Genomic DNA, 18,808 nt, shown 5'->3' with positions numbered 1-18,808 from the left:
GTTTTATTTTTCTGTTTCCGATTTTGGAAGATCCTTATTGGCTTTTTCTTCTTTTTCTGCTGCTTCCTCAGCTTCCAGTCTTATGTCTTTTTCAAAAGGGCGCTTACCAAAAATCTTTTCCAAATCGTCCTTAAATATAACTTCTTTTTCCAATAAACGTTGCGCTAATTCGGTAAGTTTATCTTTGTTGTTGGACAATAATTCAACAGCTCTTTTATATTGCTCCTCAATAAGCTTGGAAATCTCCTTGTCTATGGTCAATGCAGTCTGTTCGCTATAGGGTTTGGAGAAACCATATTCATTTTGGCCAGATGAGTCGTAATAGGTAATATTGCCGATCTCTTCGTTTAATCCATAAATGGTTACCATGGCCCTGGCCTGTTTTGTCACCTTCTCCAAATCGCTAAGTGCACCCGTTGAGATCTTGTTGAAGATTACTTTTTCGGCAGCCCTACCACCCAAGGTAGCACACATTTCATCTTTCATTTGTTCCGGGCGAACAATTAAGCGTTCTTCCGGTAAATACCAAGCTGCACCTAAGGATTGTCCTCTGGGCACTATAGTTACTTTTACCAAGGGTGCTGCGTGTTCCAACATCCAACTTACTGTGGCATGTCCGGCTTCGTGATACGCAATAGTTTCCTTTTCCCCAGGAGTAATTATTTTGTTCTTTTTCTCCAGACCCCCAACAATTCTGTCTACAGCATCCAAGAAGTCTTGTTTGGTGACAGCTTTTTTCTCTTTACGTGCTGCGATCAATGCCGCTTCGTTACATACATTGGCAATATCGGCACCGGAAAAACCAGGAGTTTGTTTGGCCAGAAAATCCAAATCCAATGTTTCGGCCGTTTTTATAGGTCTTAAGTGTACTTCGAAAATTTCTTTCCTCTCCCTAATGTCCGGAAGGTCTACGTATATCTGTCTATCAAATCGGCCCGCTCTCATTAATGCCTTGTCCAAAACATCTGCACGGTTGGTCGCTGCCAAAACAATAACGTTGGTGTTAGTACCAAAACCATCCATTTCGGTCAATAACTGGTTCAAGGTATTTTCCCTTTCGTCATTGGAACCCGTGAAATTATTCTTTCCTCTGGCCCTACCAATGGCATCGATCTCATCAATAAAAATAATGGCAGGTGATTTATCCTTGGCTTGTTTAAACAAGTCTCTTACCCTAGAGGCACCCACCCCTACGAACATCTCTACGAAATCTGAACCTGAAAGCGAAAAGAAAGGAACTTTGGCTTCTCCTGCAACAGCTTTGGCCAATAAGGTTTTACCTGTTCCTGGAGGTCCTACCAATAGGGCTCCTTTGGGAATTTTACCCCCTAAAGAGGTATATTTGTCCGGATTTCTTAAGAATTCCACAATCTCCTCTACTTCTTCCTTGGCGCCTTCCAATCCCGCAACGTCCTTGAACGAGGTTCTTGTATCTGTTTTTTCGTCGAACAATTTGGCCTTGGATTTTCCAATGTTGAAAATCTGACCTCCAGCTCCACCACCGGCTCCACCTGACATACGGCGCATTAAATAGATCCAAATACCTATGATCAGCACAAATGGCAGCAAGGTTAAAAGGAGTTCGGTAAGTACATTCGATTCTTGGTCGTATGTAAGCTCCGTTTCTAAATTGTTTTCCTTTTTAATGTCATTGATCTCATTTTCAAAGTTCTGCTGATCCCCATAGTTTACTACATACTGAGGCGTAGCAGTGGCTGTCAAGGAAAAGGGCTGATCGGATACATCCTTGTGAACCTCCTTTTTTAAGGCCTCTTCCGTAAGGAAGATTTTAGCTTGTCTAGTATTGGTAATAACCAATATTTTTCTGATATCCCCATTTCTAAGATACTCCTGAAGTTCGGAGGTACTTGCTTTTTTTGTGTTCGCGAAGTTTCCGCTGCCGAAAAATTGAAAACCAATTAATAATATTGCTATTACGCCATATATCCACCAAGTATTGAATTTGGGTTTTTTGGGACCTGTATTATTTTCTTTTGCCATTATTTTTTTTTACTGATTGAAGCTACTTTCAACTGAGGTTACTTTGGCGTCTCCCCAAAGTCCTTCTATATCATAATATTCTCTAACTTGTTTTTGAAATACATGTACTACTACGTTTACGTAGTCCATTAAAACCCATTCCGCATTGTCTGAACCTTCTACATGCCAAGGTTTGTCTTGAATTGCTTTACTGACAGTTTTTTGGATGGAGCCTACTATGGCATTTACATGTGTGTTGGAAGTACCATTACAAATAATAAAGTAGTCACAAACAGTATTCTCAATATCTCTAAGATCAAGTAAATTTATATCATGTCCTTTAACCTCTTCTATTCCACTTAAAATTAAGGCAATTAACTCATCTGCGCTACTTTTCCTTTTCTGCATTCAAAAATTTTAAATTTTTACAAAGTTATTATTTTTTTGTTTTTTTAACTATTGTTTTTAACAATACATTATATAATAATCATAAGATTGTAAATGCAATTAATCAAACTTAGTGCCACGGACTCCACAAACGCCTATTTAAAGGATTTGTTGTTCCATAATCAGATCGAGGATTTTACGGTGGTAATGGCCCATACCCAATTGAAGGGACGTGGGCAAATGGGGACAAGTTGGCTCTCGGAACCTGGTAAAAACCTGACCTTTAGTGTTTTAGTGAGGTCTTTAAACAGTCCTGTCTCCGAACAGTTTCTTTTGAATATTTATGTTTCTTTGGCAATTTATGACACTTTAACCCAACTTCAAGTACCGGATTTAAAGATTAAATGGCCTAACGACATTATGTCAGGACATTCCAAAATTTGTGGAATTCTTATTGAAAATATTTTATCCGGACAACATATTCAAGCCTCCATTGTCGGAATTGGATTAAATGTAAATCAATTAAGCTTCAATAGCCTGCCCAATGTGTCCTCCTTAAAGCTACTTTTGGGAAGATCATTGGATCTTGATGAGCTATTGTTGAATATTGTTGAAAATTTAAAAAAGTTGATTGCGCAGTACGGAAAAATGGATAGGGGAAATCTTTTTGAGCGTTACGAGACTACACTTTTTAGAAAAGATAAGCCGTCAACCTTTAAAAATCAGGACGACGAAATGTTTATGGGTTTTATAAAGGGCGTTTCCGATGCGGGAAAACTAAAGATTTTAATGGAGGACAACATACTGAAAGAATTCAACCTAAAAGAGGTGAAGCTACTGTATTGAGCCTTATGTCCTAAAATAAGTACCTGAACTTATATTTTGGAAAGGTTCTCGGATAGTGTCCCTATAAAATTATTGATAGGTGATTTTATCATCATGGCCATCATAGCATTGAATTCCCCTTCAAAACTTAGGGTTACCTCACTTTCATTCTCATTTAGTGTTGCAATATCGGCAGTCAGGGTAAAGGGCAATTTGTCACTAGCTGCACCAAAAATCACTTGTGAATGAGGTGTTTGCTGTTTTTTTTGCAATACAATTTCCGGCATTCCTTTAAGAGCAAATAAAAATCTATTTTCATTTATAAGCTCGAACTTACTAATATTTTCGGGCATTAAGGTCTCAAAATTCTTCACATCGTTCAGAAAATCAAAAACTTCCTTACTGCTTTTATTTACTTTTTTCTTGGGTGTTTCTAAATACATAATCTAAGATTGCCAGGTAGAGGGGCTGCTTTTCCACTCTAGTAAAGTTTTTAATTGATTTTCTTTTATATAATTGGTATCCGAGGCCTGTTGAATTAAATAATCGTAATTGCTCAAAGTATGTAGATCCAAGCCGTATTTCTTAAAGTTTTCATTGGCTACATCAAATCCATAAGTAAAAATGGCCAGCATTCCCTTTACATTTGCACCATTGCTTTTTAAAGCGTCCACTGCATTTAGGCTGCTTTTTCCAGTGCTGATAAGGTCTTCAATAACAACTACACTCTGATTGGCCTCCAAACGACCTTCTATTTGGTTTTGGCGACCGTGGGATTTGGCTTCGGGCCGTACATAAATAAAAGGTAGTCCCAAATACTCGGCTACCAGCATCCCTATACCTATGGCCCCTGTGGCCACACCGGCTATCACATCCGGCTTCCCGTACAGGCTTTCTACTTGCTTTCCCATTTGTTCCCGAACATAATTTCTAATGCTTGGGTACGAGAGGATTATCCTATTATCGCAATAAATTGGAGATTTCCAACCTGAAGCCCATGTAAAAGGATTTTCAGGTTTCAACTTAATTGCATTAATTTGCAGCAGAAGCTCTGCAGTTTTTTTGGCAGTGTCTTTGTCTAAAACCATGACGCAAATGTATAAAGTTTTTGTTAATGAGTCACCTCTGATTTTAACAAATAAATTATCAGATACGGCAAATAATAAATATTTTTTGTTGAACGGGTCTGCTATTAATGAGGCAATAGACTCCTTGGCTAGCAAAAAACTTAATGAAGCTTTTATTTATCACCCTAATAATGAGGAGATATTAAAGAAATTTTCGAAGAAAATACCGTTGGTGGTCGCAGCTGGTGGTGTGGTAACCAACAAGGAGGGGAAAGTACTTTTTATTTACAGAAACGATAAATGGGACCTTCCAAAGGGGAAGTTGGACAAGGGTGAGACCATTGAGGAATGTGCATTGCGCGAAGTAGAGGAGGAGACAGGGGTAAAGGGGTTGAAAATCGAGAATTTTCTGAGGACCACCTATCACCTTTTTAAGAGGAATGGATCCTACAAATTAAAGGAAGTGCATTGGTTTGCCATGAAGACCAATTATAAAGGAATTTTGGTGGGCGAAGCCTCTGAGGGAATAGAAAAAGTAAAATGGAAAGGCCCTGATAAAATTAAAAAAGCATTGGAAAATTCTTATGCCAACATTAGAATTCTGTTTGAAGATTAACGGATTATTCCTTTAGAATTCGATAAATGGGATATTGATTATGTTCCGGTTCATAGTATTTGGACCTTTTGTATATCCAATCCAATTGAGCATACCAGTCACCGGAAAAAGTACTGTCGATTTCCTTTTTTAGATTAAATTGGGTTTTCATTTCTTGGTTCTCTTGAAGGATCTCCAAGGCAATATCTTCGAACACATAAGGAGAAAAACCTTCCTTTTGTTGTAAAATAGCATCAAAGAAATTCCAATTAAAGAAAGAATCCGTAGCCTCCGGCTCCAGGGTCTCCAATAAATAGCGCAAGCCTTTCTGATTGGTTGGGACCAAGATGTCCCCGGCCGTAAAATTAACTTTTTGGTTGCTGCGCAGCACTTTGGTATTGTAATGTGGGTAGTGCCCCTCATATGAATTTTCAGCAGTACTGTAGCTGTCAATTTTATATGACTCTACCAATATGGAGGTATCTTGTTTTAAGGTCTTAAAGCTTATTTGGTTTACCGTTAATAGATCTATAATTTTGTCCCATCCTTTCTTTATAACATATGCCTTGGGAATTTCCACCTCATGGGTCGGATAATAAAAGTTTTGGTATTCAACATCTTTTACAAAAGGTCTATTTCTATCGTATTTAAGCCTTGGCAGGCCAGTTATTTCACTGTTAAATTCATCGGCTTCATATCCCTTGAATTCCAGGGTGGTACTTTTGGTAGTATCGATGGCCCATTGCAACGGGTAGTTTTGTTTCTCTAGATATACTTCAAAAGCATTTTCCCTTAAGTTTTTAATTTTCTTGTAATCTTTCTCCGAAATTTCCAAGATTTTTGTCATTAATGCATAGACGCCCTCTACTCTTTGTTTGTATGGTTTAAGCATATGTGTTTCAACCATTAGGCCCAAGGTGTTCCAAAGAGTGGTATAGCCTGTAGAATATCTGGGATAATCCATAAATTGGGAAAAGCCTTTTTCAGGTACTTGGTTAAAAACATTTACATAGGGCGTAATGTCCCAATCCGCCTCCGCAAGCGAATTTTCAAGTGTGGGCACCATCTCTTCATGAAGGTAATTGCCCAATTCACCTCCCAATTTATTATGTTGGGTAAATAGGTGGGTAAGTGTGTATTGATAGTCCGCCCCATTGCTAACATGGTTGTCTATAAATATATCCGGTTTTATTAAATGAAAAATTTTGGCAAAAGTGTGGGCGTTTTTAGAATCTACTTTAATAAAATCGCGATTAAGGTCGTAATTTTTTGCGTTGCCTCTAAAACCATGGGATTTAGGGCCGTTTTGATTTACCCTGGATGTAGAATTCCTGTTTAAGGCGCCACCAACATTGTATACGGGTATGGTGACCACCACTGTATTCTCGGGAGCATCCATATTTTTTAGTGCCAAATCCCTGAATAATAGCATTGTTGCATCTATACCATCGCTTTCTCCCGGATGTATGCCATTATTTATAAATAGGATACTCTTATCCCGCCCTATTTTTTGAAAATTAAAATCGGCATCCGGGTTGTAAGTTACCACATGCAAAGGATTGCCGCTGTCGGTAGTGCCAATGATCTGTATGTTTATTTCGGGGAACTCCTTGGCAAGTTGAATATAGAAGTCTATGATTTGAAGATAAGTAGCCGTTTCTTCTCCGTTACTGCGCTCAAAAACAGTTTTAATATTTTCAATTTTTCTTTCTTTTTTGGTCTCGCAAGAAATAAGACAAAGCAGTAAAAAAAGTCTTACCAGAAGTTTCATGCTACGTTATAATTTGTTTAAAACTCAAAAAAAAGACTTTGAAGTTCAATTGAAAAATTAGGTAATTGATGGATTTTAATCTTTAATAAAAGAAGTCCAAAATAATCTTCAAGAATTCAAAGTTAGCTAAAACTTGGGTATTAATCGGAAATGGTAGCGGTAATTTTTTCTATTTCAGACCTTCGGATAGGTTTGCTATTGTAAATAACGTTGTGGTGTGTCAAGGACCTAAAATTTTCGGCCTTGTCCATGTCAAATTGGTCAATGGAGGAGGTTACAATATTTATATTGACCTTTTTGTTTATGGGTAATTTTATGAACTCTTCCAGGAATTCCCAGCCATCCATTATTGGCATGTTGATGTCCAAAAAAATTAAATCGGGCAGTTCCGATTTTTCGATAATCATTTCCTTTATACAATCAATTGCGACTTGTCCATTTTTGAATTCAAAAATATCCTTACAAGTAGCAACAGAATTTAATATTTTTTTAATTCCGTAGATTGTTATGGTGTCATCATCGACAATGAAAATTGAATTAATTTTTGTCATTAAAATATAAATTAAAAGTGCTTCCAACACCTACTTGGCTCGTGGCACTAATTTTACCATGCATCGCTTCAATTTGATTTTTTGTAATGTACAGTCCCAAACCTTTTGCGTCCGAATTGCCGTGAAAGGTTTTGTACATTCCAAATAACTTGCTCCCGTATTTTTTTAGATCCAGCCCAATACCGTTGTCTTCAATACTTATGACCGTATAATTTTGAACATAATTAACGCTTAACTTAATTATTGGGTCAACATTTGGTTTTTTATATTTCAGGGCATTGGTAATAATATTTGTCAAAATGTTTTTTAAGTAAGAGGGTACTACGCTTATGTTTACATCATCTGATACTTCACTTATTACAGTGGCTTTGGCCTTGTTTAGCTGATTATTGACTTGTTTAAGTACAGTGTTCAACTTTTTATTGAAGTTGACCTCTTTCTTAATTATGTTGGACTCGGTATTAATGGCAACAATATCATTTAAATTATGAAGAGTTTCCATTAGGTTTTTGGAGGAGTCCGTAAGCATCTCCATAATTTTATGTCTTTCCTTTTCATCATCCTCGTGGCCCAAGAAATCCAATAGCATAGCAAAATTGGCAGAATGGGATCTTAAATTGTGCGATACAATATGGGCAAAATTAATTAGCTTTTTATTTTGGGAAGAGGTTACGGATATTAGGCTTTTGAGTTCTTTCTGTTTTTGTTTTTGTTCTGAAATATCCATGCTGATCCCTACAAGTCCGGTAACTTCGCCATTTTCCCCTATTAATGGAATTTTGGAAGATAGAAAGGTAATAACGGAACCATCAGGGCCGGTACGTGTTAATTCCTTGTTCAACATAGGAATTTGCGAAATCATGACTTCAATGTCCTCATCCCTGAATTTTTGAGCCGTAGCCCTGTCGTACAGGTCAAAATCATCCTTCCCGATAATATCGCTCTCATTTTCAATTCCAAGAAATTGCAGTTCAGATTTATTTGCCAGTAACTTTTTTGATTGGGTATCTTTAATATAAATCTGTAATGGTAGATTGTTTATTAGTGTTTTTAATAAATGTTCATTGTCTTTGGTTTTTTGTTCTTTCTGTACAAAATCCGTTATGTCCTGAACAATTCCTATGAGTCCCACGTATTCGCCATTCTTATATAATGGCTTTCCGGAAACATTCACCCACTTTTCATTTCCTTTAGCGGTAATGATCTGCAATTTTTCGTTCCAAGGGGATTTTTTCTGGTTGGCAGAATAGATGGCCATGGAAATGGTGTTCCTGCTATAGCCGGTCTTATAAAAATTTACAGAGTTGTCTATATTGATTTCAAAATCATCATCGACCTCGAAAATACGTCTTATCATTTCACAGCATGTAAACTTATCCTTAGATTTTTGGTATTCCCAATTACCTATTTTTCCATGCTCTCCTGTCTCCTTTTGAAGGAATTCCAGTTTCTCTATTCTTAATTCGTTCTTAACCTTATCCGTAACATCTATGGTTTGCACGATTGCGCCAATTATGTTTTCCTGTTCATCGTACCAAGGAATATTTGTCCATTCGAACCACTTTTCTTTAGAGCTATTATCTAGATAGGCCTCTATATCCGACTCTGGAAATTTCCCATCGAAACATGCCAACAAATTATTGGACCATTTCTTGCTCGTATTTCCGAACAGTTCATAAATGGATTTTCCAATATAGTCCTTGCCTTGGAATCCAAATTCTTCGGCCCATTTATCCGACGCGAGTACAACCTTAAACTCCCTATTAATAAAGGCAGTTGGTTTTGGCAACTGTTTTATTAGGAATTGGTTTGATACGATGGGGGTATTCATAATCATCTGTCGCATTTTCCTACAATAGTAGTCCGATTATTTAATACAGCGAATAGATTGTTGTGAATTGGACGAAATTAGTTGTGTAACGGTAATATGAAGAAATTTATAGCCATTTTCCATTGTTTTCAGTTCCGTGGGAATCTGGAAAATGTAGTCTTCTCACGGTAATAGTCAAATGACTACGCCGAATATGCATTGGGTTCCTTGAAGGATTAATACAAGGGTTTATTTTATTTTGTCCTGACCGAATCTGGAACCAAGCCAGAATAGTCACCACCGTTTCTAATTACATCCCTAACAATGGAAGAACTAATGTAGGATTTGCCCGAGGAGGTCAGCAAGAATACGGTTTCTATTTCGGAAAGCTTACGATTGGTATGGGCTATTGCCTTTTCAAATTCGAAATCTCCTGGATTTCTAAGGCCTCTTAGTATAAAGCTTGCGTTAACTTTCTTGCAAAAGTCAACCGTTAGCCCCTGATAAGTTAGAACGGTTATTTGTGGTTCATCCTTAAAAGCCTCGGAAATAAATCTTTTGCGCTCCTCGAGAGTGAACATGTATTTCTTATCGGTATTTACCCCTATGGCTATGATCAGTTCATCAAAAAGGGTTATTCCCCTTTTTATAATGTCATAATGCCCTAAGGTCAAGGGATCAAAAGAACCTGGAAAGATGGCACGTCTTTTCTTCATTTTTGCAAAATTAAGGTTGTCTATTTCCAGTGACCTAACATAAGGCCGGAAATAAAGGATTAACTAAAATACCCATTCTATTGTAAGCGGGTATGGTTTTAAAATTACTTATTTTCTCCCAAAGCTTCCCAAACGGCACTTTCAAAGAGTTCAGAAAGGGAAATACCTGCTATTTTGGCCTGCTGGGGCAATATACTTTCTGTGGTAAGGCCGGGTGTGGTATTCATTTCCAGCATAAAAGGCTCATCATTCACAAAAATGAACTCACTTCTAGAAAACCCTTTCATTTTTAAGACTTCATAGGCTTTTTGTGCTATTTGGCTCACCTTTTTCTCTTGTTCCTTTGTTATTCTTGCCGGTGTTATTTCTTGGGATTTGCCTTCGTATTTGGCTTCGTAATCAAAAAAATCGTTTTCAGATACAATTTCGGTGATCGGCAATACTTTGGTCTCCCCTTTGTATTTGATAACCCCGACCGAAACCTCGGTTCCGTTTAAAAAGGATTCTATAAGTATTTCATTGTCCTCTTTAAAGGCATTGTCAATGGCATTGAGCAATTCTTCTTTTTTGTAGACTTTGGAAATGCCAAAACTGCTTCCGGCCTTATTGGCTTTTACAAAACAGGGCAATCCTACTTTTGCTATTATCCCATCTTCGTCAATAGGGTCTCCCAAATTAATATAGTACGAAGGTGCCGACTTTATGCCATATGGCTTTAGAACGCTCAGCAGGTCACGTTTGTTAAAGGTCAAGGAGGCTTGGTAGTAATCGCAGGAAGTTTGCGGTATTCCAATCAGTTCAAAATAGGCCTGCATAAGGCCATCCTCCCCGGGTGAACCGTGAATTGCATTAAATACGCAATCGAATTTTATAATTTCGGTGGCTGTATCAACTGTAAAATCATGCCTATTAACAGGGTGTTCTTTTTGGTCAGCATCTACATAGACCCATTTGTTCTTAAAAATATGTATTCTATAGGCGTTGAATTTTTCTTTGTCCAAATAATCATATACTACACCTCCGCTAGTTAAGGAAATCTTATACTCGCTGGAGTAGCCACCCATTATAATTGCAATATTTTTCTTCATTGGATAAAACTAAATTTAAAAATTGGTAATAACAGCCAGTCAAAGTGAGTTATTGTAAGCAAGCATGCTTTAAAAAGGCCATAATTATTCAGGCTATTTTTAAAGCTATCTGATAGCTAAAATCAATAATCAAATAACATGCGTTCAAAGTAAAGAAAAAGCGTCCGGTTTTCTATCTTTGTGGCACAAGAAAATATACCATGCGAAATTTTTTTAATTTTTTAACGAGTAAATCTTTTTTGATTCAGTTGGTGCTGGCATTAGTGGTTTCTGTTTTGTTGGTAGTTGGGGCTATGCAGTATTTAAAGGCCACTACCAATCACGGTAAGTTTGTAGAGGTTCCTGATCTATCCAAATTATCGGTGACGGAGATGAGGTCGATTATTGATCAATCACAATTGAGATATGAGGTATTGGATTCGGCCAACTATAATCCAACCTATCCTAGGTTTTCCATTATAGACCAAACTCCCCGCGCCGGGAGCAAGGTTAAGGAGAACAGGAAAATTTACATTACCGTTAATCCATCCGGATATAAAAAAGTCACCATTCCGAATATTATTCAGGTTACCCAAAGAAATGCAAGCTCAATGCTCAAGGCAGTTGGTTTGGAAGTGGAAAGGGTTACCTATGTGGACGAATTGGGAAAGGATATGGTCTACAACATTAAGTATAAAGGAAAATATATTGTCCCTGGGGACAAGCTGCCAAAAACCTCGAAGATAGAGTTGATATGCGGCAACGGTAATATTACCGCAAGAGCAGAAGTAAAGGCAGAGTCTGAATAATTATGGAAGCACAGGATGAGTTTGAATTAAATGAGGAGGAACTTTTTGAGCATCATAGTTTTAAGGCTTCCAAAGGTCAGGATCCGTTAAGGATCGATAAGTTTTTAATGAATTTCATTGAAAATGCAACAAGAAATAAAATCCAGCAGGCCGCAAGGGATGGAAATGTCTGGGTAAACGGTGCAACGGTAAAACAAAATTACAAGGTAAAGGCAGGTGACCATATTCGGGTCATGTTTGCGCATCCACCCCACGAAAACTTACTTACGCCAGAGAACATACCGTTAAATATTGTCTATGAGGATGATGTTCTTTTGGTAGTGAACAAACCTGCTGGGATGGTGGTGCATCCCGGGCATGGAAATTATTCAGGAACCTTGATCAATGCCTTGATCTATCATTTCGACAATTTGCCAAAGAACAGTGATGAACGTCCCGGTCTGGTGCATAGAATAGATAAGGATACCTCTGGCCTCTTGGTGGTGGCAAAAACAGAAACTGCAATGACGCATTTGGCCAAGCAGTTTTTTGAAAAATCGAGCGAACGTGAATATATAGCATTGGTCTGGGGAAATGTGGAAGAGGATGAAGGAACTATAGAGGGGCATATTGGCCGTAATCCTAAAAACCGATTGCAGATGCATGTTTTTCCTGAAGGAGAGCAGGGCAAGGAGGCGGTTACCCACTACAAGGTTCTGGAACGCTTTGGATATGTAACCATGCTTTCCTGTACTTTGGAAACAGGAAGAACGCATCAGATCCGGGTGCATTTAAGACATATTGGCCATACCTTGTTCAACGATGAGCGGTATGGTGGGGAAAAAGTTTTGAAGGGAACCACTTTTACAAAATACAAGCAATTTGTAGATAACGCCTTTAAAATCTTACCTAGACAGGCACTACATGCAAAGACCTTGGGGTTTGTGCATCCCGTTTCCGGCAAATTCATGAGGTTCGACTCCGAAATACCTGAGGACATGGCCAACTGCATTGAAAAATGGAGGCAATATGCCAAGCATAGTCAAGCAGAATAGGTTTCGTTTATACCGATATTGATAACAAGATTTTAAAGAGTTAGGTAATTTAATGGTCAGCTATTATTTTTGGCTTAATTCTTAATAAGATCCCAACAAGTATGAAAATAGTTATATCACCTGCAAAATCTTTGGATTTCGAAAGTAAATTGCCTACCAAGGAATTTTCACAACCCTATTTTTTAAAGGAAGCCGAACAGTTGAACAAGGTTCTGGCAAAGAAAAAGCCCAAGGCCTTATCCGAGTTAATGGGCATTTCGGCCAATCTTGCAGAACTGAATTGGGAAAGGAACCAGCAGTTTACGGTTCCCTTTACGGAAGCAAATGCCAGGCCTGCAATTTATGCTTTCAACGGGGATGTTTACCAAGGTCTGGACGCCTATACCCTTGCAACGGATAAATTGGAAAGTCTTCAGGGGAAACTAAGGATATTATCGGGTTTGTACGGTGTTTTAAAACCTTTGGATCTCATGCAGCCCTATCGCTTGGAAATGGGGACACCATTAAAGATAGGACGTAAAAAGAATCTATACGAGTTCTGGAAAAAACAGATTACCGATTATCTAAATTCTGAATTGCAGGACAAGGAGCTTTTCCTTAACCTGGCCAGCAATGAATATTTTAGTGCGGTAGACGAAAAGCATCTTAAAGTGCCGGTAATTACCCCAATATTCAAGGATTGGAAGAATGATAATTTAAAGATAATTAGTTTTTTTGCCAAAAAAGCTAGGGGAACCATGGTGCGTTATATTTTGGATACCGACGCCAAAACCTTGGAGGATGTTAAGGGGTTCGACAGGGATGGCTATCTGTACAGTAAGGAACATACCCTGAAGGAAAATCAACCAGTGTTTATCCGATAGAATATTTCCAGAAAAAAAGCGTTATTTTCAAATAAGTCCTACTACTTAATTGAGATTGATATGAAACGACTCGCTTTATTGTTTTTGATTGCTACTGTGTTTATTGGTTGTTCGGACAGGGATGACAATCTGGAAGGGGTGAATATCAGGATTAAAAATGAAAGCAACGTTACTTTTGATACCGTGCAGGTGGGTAGCGACGAAATGATTCACGAAAATATTGGTCCCGAAGAATATTCCAGCTATCTAGAATATGAAACGGCTTATTCTTATGCATATATAAATATAATGGTAGGCGAGGAGAATTTCGTTTCGCAGCCAATAGATTTTGTAGGTGAAACGCCATTGGAAAATGGATTTTACACCTATGGGCTAAGTATCTCCGAGGAGGGGGATGTTATCTTGAATTTTATGGTGGATTAGCCTACAATAAAATTTTGCCTTTATTTTTTCTTACCTGGACTTATTTTTTCTTCCACACTGGGTCTTTTTTTAATTTTTCGTTTACGCCTTGTGCCGTATGTACCGTTAATAATTTTTCCTCTTTTCGATTTTTTATCGCCTTTTCCCATTTTGTCTATATTTTATCCTTTTAAAGTTAAAATATTAATACCTTATAGGCAAGTTTCGAATAGAAACACTTTTGATCCATAATTTTGATTTGTAACAAATTTCTTAAAAGATATGCTTTTAACATATTGGCGACCTAGCCCTAATATGCTAAGTTTGTAGAATTATAAAATTATGTTAAATTGAGTAATTCTAAAAACGTAATAGATTGAAAATAAAAAAGGTTTTAGTAGCAAACAGGGGCGAGATCGCCATTCGTATATTTAGGGCATGTGTAGAAATAGGAATTAAAACGGTAGGGGTATATACTTACGAGGACCGCTATTCCCTGCACCGTTATAAAGCCGATGAAAGCTATCAGATAGGGGAGGACAATGAGCCCTTAAAGCCCTATTTGGATATGGACGCCCTTATCAAGGTTGCTAAGGACAATAATGTGGATGCCATACATCCAGGATATGGATTCCTGTCAGAAAATGCCAAATTTGCCCAAAAATGCGACGACAACGGGATTATTTTCGTCGGCCCTAAGGTTTCGGTTCTAAAGGCTTTAGGGGATAAGATAACTGCCAAGGATGTTGCTGTAGCCAATAATATACCTATCATACGAAGTAGTGATAAGGATTTGACCGATATAAATATCGCCCTTGAAGAAGCTAAAGAGATAGGTTATCCCTTAATGCTCAAAGCTGCTTCAGGTGGAGGTGGACGGGGAATGAGAGTGATCCGTACCGAAGATGAGCTTAAAAAAGGATTTCCTGAGGCAAGGAGGGAATCGCTTAACGCATTTGGTGACGATACAGTTTTCCTGGAAAAATTTGTTGAAAACCCCAAGCATATAGAAATTCAGATCGTTGCGGATACCCATGGCAATATAGTGCACTTGTTTGAACGTGATTGTTCCGTGCAACGGCGCTACCAGAAGGTTATAGAGTTTGCACCTTCCATTGGACTACCACAGGAAACAAAGGATAACCTATACAAGTATGCTATAGACATTTGTAGGGCCGTAGACTATAACAATATTGGAACGGTAGAATTTTTGGTAGATGATGATGGTAGTATCTACTTTATAGAAGTAAACCCCAGGATTCAGGTGGAGCATACGGTGACCGAAATGATCACCAATATCGACCTGGTCAAGGCCCAACTATTTATAGCAGGAGGATATAAACTTTCCGATAAACAAATTAAGATACAGGATCAAGCTTCAGTAGTAGTTACGGGCTATGCCCTTCAGTGTAGGATAACCACAGAGGATCCAGGAAACGATTTTAAGCCTGATTATGGCGTGGTTACCACCTATAGAAGTGCCTCCGGATTAGGTATTAGGCTGGATGCCGGTAGTATTTATCAGGGGGTGGCTATTTCGCCATTTTTCGATTCCATGCTGGTCAAGGTATCTGCTATCAGTAGAACATTGGACGGATCGTGTAGAAAAATGCGCAGGGCATTGGCAGAGTTTCGTATCCGTGGTGTTAAGACCAATATGGCCTTCCTGGATAACATTCTAAAGCATCCTACTTTTAGGGAAGGTAAGGTTACCGTAAATTTTATAAAGAACGAACCAGAACTCTTCAAGTTTGTGGAACCGAGGAACCGTGCCAATAAATTGGTCGAGTTTCTAGGGGAAACTATTGTTAACGGGAATCCCGATGTGAAAAAATTGGATAAGGATCATATTTTTTCCAAACCAAAAGTTCCTTCTTTCGCGAAGTTCGAAGCTTATCCAAAGGGTACAAAGGATCTTCTAACGGAATTGGGCCCGGAACAATTTGCACAGTGGCTTAAGAATGAAAAAAAGGTTCATTTTACGGATACTACCATGCGCGATGCCCATCAGAGTTTGTTGGCCACACGTATGCGAACTATAGATATGTTAAAAGTGGCTGAGGGTTATGCCAAGAACCACCCGGAAATTTTTAGTATGGAAGTCTGGGGAGGAGCCACATTTGATGTCTGCCTTCGGTTTTTACAGGAAAATCCCTGGGAGCGTTTGGAACTATTGCGCAAGGCCATGCCCAATGTTTTATTGCAAATGTTGATAAGGGGCTCCAACGGTGTTGGTTATACCGCTTATCCCGATAATTTGATAGAACGGTTCGTTGAGGAATCCTATAAGTCCGGAGTAGATGTATTTCGAATATTTGATTCGCTGAACTGGATGAAATCCATGGGGCCATGTATTGATTATGTTCGTACCAAAACAGGTGGCCTGGCAGAAGGGTCAATTTGCTATACTGGAGATATTTTAGATCCTTCCAAAACCAAGTACGACCTAAAATATTACGTGCAATTGGCGAAGGATATAGAAAATGCTGGCGCGCATATTTTAGGAGTTAAGGATATGGCAGGTTTGTTAAAACCATATGCCGCTTATGAATTGATTTCTGCCTTAAAATCGGAAATTAATATCCCTATTCATTTACATACTCACGATACCTCTTCTACCCAATCAGCCATGTATTTAAAAGCTATAGAGGCCGGAGTGGACGTTGTGGATGTTGCCCTGGGCGGATTGTCCGGGCTTACTTCCCAGCCCAATTTTAATTCGGTGGTGGAGATGTTACGTTTTAACGAGCGCCAGAATATTTTGAATACCGATAAATTGGCCGAATATTCCAATTATTGGGAAACGGTCCGTAATTACTATTATACCTTTGAGTCCGGATTAAAGTCGGGTACCGGAGAGGTATACATTCATGAAATACCGGGCGGACAGTATTCCAACCTAAAAGGACAGGCCATAGCATTGGGATTGGAGGATAAATTTCCCGATGTTACCAAAATGTACGGCGAAGTAAATAAACTGTTCGGCGATATTGTAAAAGTAACCCCTAGTTCCAAAGTGGTTGGGGATATGGCGCAATATATGATCAGTAATGGACTTACAGTGGAGGATGTTCTTGAAAGAGGGGATAGCATTAATTTTCCCCAATCTGTTATAGGGTTCTTTAAAGGGGATCTTGGCCAACCAGTTGGTGGTTTCCCCGCTAAGCTACAGAAAATTGTACTGAAGGATGAAAAACCGTTTACGGATAGGCCCAATGCACATTTGGAGCCCATAGATTTTGATAAGGAATTTAATGCCTTCAAAAGAAAATTCAGTTCAGGAATGGGACGCGAGCTACTTATAACCGATTTCCTTTCCTATAAATTATATCCAAAAGTTTTCACGGATGCCTATAACCACCATGTAAAATATGGCAATGTGGTTAACATCCCGACCAAGAATTTCTTTTATGGAATGGAAATTGGGGAAGAGATCATTGTGGAGTTGGACCGGGGTAAAAACATACTTGTTTCCCTTATGCTGAAGGGCGAACCAGATGAAGCTGGTAACGTTAGCATATACTTTAAGGTAAATGGTCAATTGCGAAACGTGATTATTAAGGATAAATCCGTTAAGGTAGATAAGGTTGAAAATGTTAAAGCGGATAGTTCCGATCCTAAGCAGATAGGTGCCCCATTACAGGGATTGTTGTCCAGTGTTTTGGTAAAGAAAAACCAAGAAGTGAAAAAGAACCAACCCTTATTTGTTATAGAAGCCATGAAAATGGAAACAACGGTTACTGCCACGGAAGAGGGTATTGTAGATAGGGTACAACTAACTGGAGGCTCCTTGGTGAATTCCGAGGATTTGGTAGTGGTATTAAAATAATTAGTACAGCTTAAAAAATATTAAGGTTGCAGGGAACTCCTAAATTGTTGGGCTTATCCCTGCAACTTTTTTTTGTCCGTTTACCTTTGTAAGCGCAAAGCCATTTATATTCATGAAGTCTTCCAATATGTTCTTGCACACACATCCTTACGAACCCTTCTTATTCGAGGATGCTTCGAAACTGATAGTAGGGACCCTTCCACCGCCCAGATTTACCACAGGTGATTTAAAGGAGGGGGATGTAGATTTTTGTTACGGCAGCCGGGATGGCCAATTGTGGCCCATTTTAGATCGAATTTTTGGACTCAATTTAGATTTTGAAACTACAGAAAAGGCTATAAGACAACGTATGGATTTTCTAAAGGAACGAAAAATAGGGATATGTGATATAGTGCAAAGTGCAGAACGTTCCAAGATCGATGCTTCGGACCTGGGGATGGAGAACATTGTATTGAGGGATATGTTTACTTATATTCAACAATGTCCCAAAGTGGATACCTTATTGTTTACAGGGGGAAATAGTAAAAATGGACCCGAGTATTTTTTTAGAAAGTATCTCAAGGAACAAGGGTTTATCCTGGAACCGGTTTCCAATGAGGTACCCCGTGTACACAAGTTTGTTCTTCCATGTACCAATTTGGACATTTCGTCCAAAACCCCAGTAAAGTTAAAAGACAACAAGGAGAGAATAATTAAAACAGTATCCTTAACAGCACCTTCCGGAGCAGCCAACAGGGCAGTTGGAAGCTTGAAGTTATATAAGAAGATGAAAGATGAAAACCCTGAATTCAATACGATCGATTTCAGGGTTTTACAGTATAAAGAATTTTTTTAGAAGAATTCCATTATATTCCAGCTTGTGGATTTACTTAGCATCTTTTAATGCTTGTTCTGTTGATCCTTTATAGTATCCTTCTCAATGTCAAAGTTATTGGTGTCAACATTGGTATTCCCGGTAGGGTTCGTAGGATTGGATTGTTCCACTTTTCTTTTAAACTTTCTCTTATCATTTATAATTCCCATTCTGTTTAAGTTTTAAGGTTCCTTCCCAACTTAATAAAAAGACCTGTATAATTCCGTTAAAGCCTTTATAAACCTTTGT

The 18,808-nt window shown here is 38.4% G+C and carries 19 protein-coding genes; 8 read left to right on the top strand and 11 right to left on the bottom strand.

Going from position 1 to position 18,808, the window contains the following annotated elements:
* Positions 1-3: 3 nt before the first annotated feature.
* Complete coding sequence (gene ftsH, locus MWU82_RS18525; protein WP_215948715.1) at positions 4-2,001, bottom strand: ATP-dependent zinc metalloprotease FtsH; 1,998 nt, start codon at positions 1,999-2,001, stop codon at positions 4-6.
* A gap of 9 nt (positions 2,002-2,010) precedes the next feature.
* Positions 2,011-2,388, bottom strand: coding sequence for a ribosome silencing factor (rsfS, locus tag MWU82_RS18520; RefSeq protein WP_072863361.1), 378 nt, complete (start codon positions 2,386-2,388; stop codon positions 2,011-2,013).
* A gap of 93 nt (positions 2,389-2,481) precedes the next feature.
* Between rsfS and MWU82_RS18515 the strand changes: the two genes are divergently transcribed.
* Positions 2,482-3,213, top strand: a complete 732-nt coding sequence (locus MWU82_RS18515; protein ID WP_247097523.1) for a biotin--[acetyl-CoA-carboxylase] ligase — start codon at positions 2,482-2,484, stop codon at positions 3,211-3,213.
* Positions 3,214-3,242: 29 nt separating this feature from the next.
* On the opposite strand, the gene MWU82_RS18510 is transcribed toward MWU82_RS18515, so the two are convergent.
* The gene (locus tag MWU82_RS18510) at positions 3,243-3,635 is read right to left on the bottom strand and encodes an SRPBCC family protein (RefSeq protein ID WP_247097522.1); all 393 of its coding nucleotides are present in this window, start codon (positions 3,633-3,635) and stop codon (positions 3,243-3,245) included.
* A 3-nt stretch (positions 3,636-3,638) separates the two neighbouring features.
* A complete protein-coding gene (gene pyrE, locus MWU82_RS18505; RefSeq protein WP_111625419.1) occupies positions 3,639-4,280 on the bottom strand; it encodes an orotate phosphoribosyltransferase in 642 nt (213 codons plus the stop codon).
* Between the two features lie 7 nt (positions 4,281-4,287).
* Here pyrE and MWU82_RS18500 point away from each other — a divergent pair, with 7 nt between their 5' ends.
* A complete protein-coding gene (locus MWU82_RS18500) occupies positions 4,288-4,875 on the top strand; it encodes an NUDIX hydrolase (RefSeq protein ID WP_215948718.1) in 588 nt (195 codons plus the stop codon).
* Positions 4,876-4,879: 4 nt separating this feature from the next.
* On the opposite strand, the gene MWU82_RS18495 is transcribed toward MWU82_RS18500, so the two are convergent.
* The 5 genes from MWU82_RS18495 to MWU82_RS18475 form a co-directional block, all read right to left on the bottom strand.
* On the bottom strand, positions 4,880-6,625 hold the full coding sequence (locus tag MWU82_RS18495) for a M14 family metallopeptidase (RefSeq protein ID WP_247097521.1): 1,746 nt from the start codon (positions 6,623-6,625) through the stop codon (positions 4,880-4,882).
* Positions 6,626-6,765: 140 nt separating this feature from the next.
* The gene (locus MWU82_RS18490; protein WP_215948720.1) at positions 6,766-7,176 is read right to left on the bottom strand and encodes a response regulator; all 411 of its coding nucleotides are present in this window, start codon (positions 7,174-7,176) and stop codon (positions 6,766-6,768) included.
* Complete coding sequence (locus tag MWU82_RS18485; RefSeq protein ID WP_215948721.1) at positions 7,163-9,013, bottom strand: PAS domain-containing protein; 1,851 nt, start codon at positions 9,011-9,013, stop codon at positions 7,163-7,165. The genes MWU82_RS18490 and MWU82_RS18485 overlap by 14 nt, the downstream gene beginning before the upstream one ends.
* A 227-nt stretch (positions 9,014-9,240) precedes the next feature.
* The gene (coaD, locus tag MWU82_RS18480; RefSeq protein ID WP_215948722.1) at positions 9,241-9,702 is read right to left on the bottom strand and encodes a pantetheine-phosphate adenylyltransferase; all 462 of its coding nucleotides are present in this window, start codon (positions 9,700-9,702) and stop codon (positions 9,241-9,243) included.
* Positions 9,703-9,806: 104 nt separating this feature from the next.
* A complete protein-coding gene (locus MWU82_RS18475; RefSeq protein ID WP_247097520.1) occupies positions 9,807-10,790 on the bottom strand; it encodes a D-alanine--D-alanine ligase in 984 nt (327 codons plus the stop codon).
* Between the two features lie 200 nt (positions 10,791-10,990).
* Here MWU82_RS18475 and MWU82_RS18470 point away from each other — a divergent pair, with 200 nt between their 5' ends.
* The 4 genes from MWU82_RS18470 to MWU82_RS18455 all read left to right on the top strand — a co-directional run bounded on the left by MWU82_RS18470 (position 10,991) and on the right by MWU82_RS18455 (position 13,898).
* Positions 10,991-11,578, top strand: coding sequence for a PASTA domain-containing protein (locus MWU82_RS18470; RefSeq protein WP_215948724.1), 588 nt, complete (start codon positions 10,991-10,993; stop codon positions 11,576-11,578).
* A gap of 2 nt (positions 11,579-11,580) precedes the next feature.
* Positions 11,581-12,612: an RluA family pseudouridine synthase gene (locus MWU82_RS18465; protein ID WP_247097519.1), complete on the top strand. Its 1,032-nt coding sequence runs from the start codon at positions 11,581-11,583 to the stop codon at positions 12,610-12,612.
* Positions 12,613-12,713: 101 nt separating this feature from the next.
* Complete coding sequence (gene yaaA, locus MWU82_RS18460) at positions 12,714-13,475, top strand: peroxide stress protein YaaA (protein WP_215948726.1); 762 nt, start codon at positions 12,714-12,716, stop codon at positions 13,473-13,475.
* A 60-nt stretch (positions 13,476-13,535) separates the two neighbouring features.
* Positions 13,536-13,898, top strand: coding sequence for a hypothetical protein (locus MWU82_RS18455; RefSeq protein ID WP_215948727.1), 363 nt, complete (start codon positions 13,536-13,538; stop codon positions 13,896-13,898).
* Between the two features lie 20 nt (positions 13,899-13,918).
* Here the strand turns inward: MWU82_RS18455 and MWU82_RS18450 are convergent, their stop codons facing one another.
* Entirely contained in the window at positions 13,919-14,047 is a 129-nt protein-coding gene (locus MWU82_RS18450) for a 30S ribosomal protein THX (RefSeq protein ID WP_215948728.1), read from the bottom strand.
* A 206-nt stretch (positions 14,048-14,253) separates the two neighbouring features.
* Between MWU82_RS18450 and MWU82_RS18445 the strand changes: the two genes are divergently transcribed.
* Together MWU82_RS18445 and MWU82_RS18440 are read left to right on the top strand one after the other, a co-directional pair.
* Complete coding sequence (locus MWU82_RS18445; protein WP_247097518.1) at positions 14,254-17,706, top strand: pyruvate carboxylase; 3,453 nt, start codon at positions 14,254-14,256, stop codon at positions 17,704-17,706.
* 127 nt (positions 17,707-17,833) lie between these two features.
* Positions 17,834-18,541 (top strand): uracil-DNA glycosylase family protein, encoded by a 708-nt coding sequence (locus tag MWU82_RS18440; RefSeq protein ID WP_215948755.1) that lies wholly within the window; start codon positions 17,834-17,836, stop codon positions 18,539-18,541.
* 44 nt (positions 18,542-18,585) lie between these two features.
* Here MWU82_RS18440 and MWU82_RS18435 read toward each other — a convergent pair whose 3' ends face one another.
* On the bottom strand, positions 18,586-18,729 hold the full coding sequence (locus tag MWU82_RS18435; protein ID WP_178347011.1) for a hypothetical protein: 144 nt from the start codon (positions 18,727-18,729) through the stop codon (positions 18,586-18,588).
* Positions 18,730-18,808 lie beyond the last annotated feature (79 nt).

The organism is Arenibacter sp. S6351L, from assembly GCF_023016025.1.
Classification (GTDB): Bacteria; Bacteroidota; Bacteroidia; order Flavobacteriales; family Flavobacteriaceae; genus Arenibacter; species Arenibacter algicola_B.
The sequence above is the reverse complement of the archived record's forward strand: the minus strand, read 5'-3'. Positions and strand labels throughout refer to the sequence as shown.

What these genes read in the sequence shown, in the direction of transcription:
- MWU82_RS18475 (WP_247097520.1), bottom strand. Translation starts at nt 10,790, where the DNA reads ATGAAGAAAAATATTGCAATTATAATGGGTGGCTACTCCAGCGAGTAT.
- MWU82_RS18515 (WP_247097523.1), top strand. Translation starts at nt 2,482, where the DNA reads ATGCAATTAATCAAACTTAGTGCCACGGACTCCACAAACGCCTATTTA.
- MWU82_RS18485 (WP_215948721.1), bottom strand. Translation starts at nt 9,013, where the DNA reads ATGATTATGAATACCCCCATCGTATCAAACCAATTCCTAATAAAACAG.
- MWU82_RS18450 (WP_215948728.1), bottom strand. Translation starts at nt 14,047, where the DNA reads ATGGGAAAAGGCGATAAAAAATCGAAAAGAGGAAAAATTATTAACGGT.
- MWU82_RS18470 (WP_215948724.1), top strand. Translation starts at nt 10,991, where the DNA reads ATGCGAAATTTTTTTAATTTTTTAACGAGTAAATCTTTTTTGATTCAG.
- MWU82_RS18435 (WP_178347011.1), bottom strand. Translation starts at nt 18,729, where the DNA reads ATGGGAATTATAAATGATAAGAGAAAGTTTAAAAGAAAAGTGGAACAA.
- MWU82_RS18455 (WP_215948727.1), top strand. Translation starts at nt 13,536, where the DNA reads ATGAAACGACTCGCTTTATTGTTTTTGATTGCTACTGTGTTTATTGGT.
- yaaA (WP_215948726.1), top strand. Translation starts at nt 12,714, where the DNA reads ATGAAAATAGTTATATCACCTGCAAAATCTTTGGATTTCGAAAGTAAA.
- MWU82_RS18490 (WP_215948720.1), bottom strand. Translation starts at nt 7,176, where the DNA reads ATGACAAAAATTAATTCAATTTTCATTGTCGATGATGACACCATAACA.
- MWU82_RS18440 (WP_215948755.1), top strand. Translation starts at nt 17,834, where the DNA reads ATGTTCTTGCACACACATCCTTACGAACCCTTCTTATTCGAGGATGCT.
- MWU82_RS18500 (WP_215948718.1), top strand. Translation starts at nt 4,288, where the DNA reads ATGTATAAAGTTTTTGTTAATGAGTCACCTCTGATTTTAACAAATAAA.
- coaD (WP_215948722.1), bottom strand. Translation starts at nt 9,702, where the DNA reads ATGAAGAAAAGACGTGCCATCTTTCCAGGTTCTTTTGATCCCTTGACC.
- rsfS (WP_072863361.1), bottom strand. Translation starts at nt 2,388, where the DNA reads ATGCAGAAAAGGAAAAGTAGCGCAGATGAGTTAATTGCCTTAATTTTA.
- MWU82_RS18510 (WP_247097522.1), bottom strand. Translation starts at nt 3,635, where the DNA reads ATGTATTTAGAAACACCCAAGAAAAAAGTAAATAAAAGCAGTAAGGAA.
- MWU82_RS18465 (WP_247097519.1), top strand. Translation starts at nt 11,581, where the DNA reads ATGGAAGCACAGGATGAGTTTGAATTAAATGAGGAGGAACTTTTTGAG.
- ftsH (WP_215948715.1), bottom strand. Translation starts at nt 2,001, where the DNA reads ATGGCAAAAGAAAATAATACAGGTCCCAAAAAACCCAAATTCAATACT.
- MWU82_RS18495 (WP_247097521.1), bottom strand. Translation starts at nt 6,625, where the DNA reads ATGAAACTTCTGGTAAGACTTTTTTTACTGCTTTGTCTTATTTCTTGC.
- pyrE (WP_111625419.1), bottom strand. Translation starts at nt 4,280, where the DNA reads ATGGTTTTAGACAAAGACACTGCCAAAAAAACTGCAGAGCTTCTGCTG.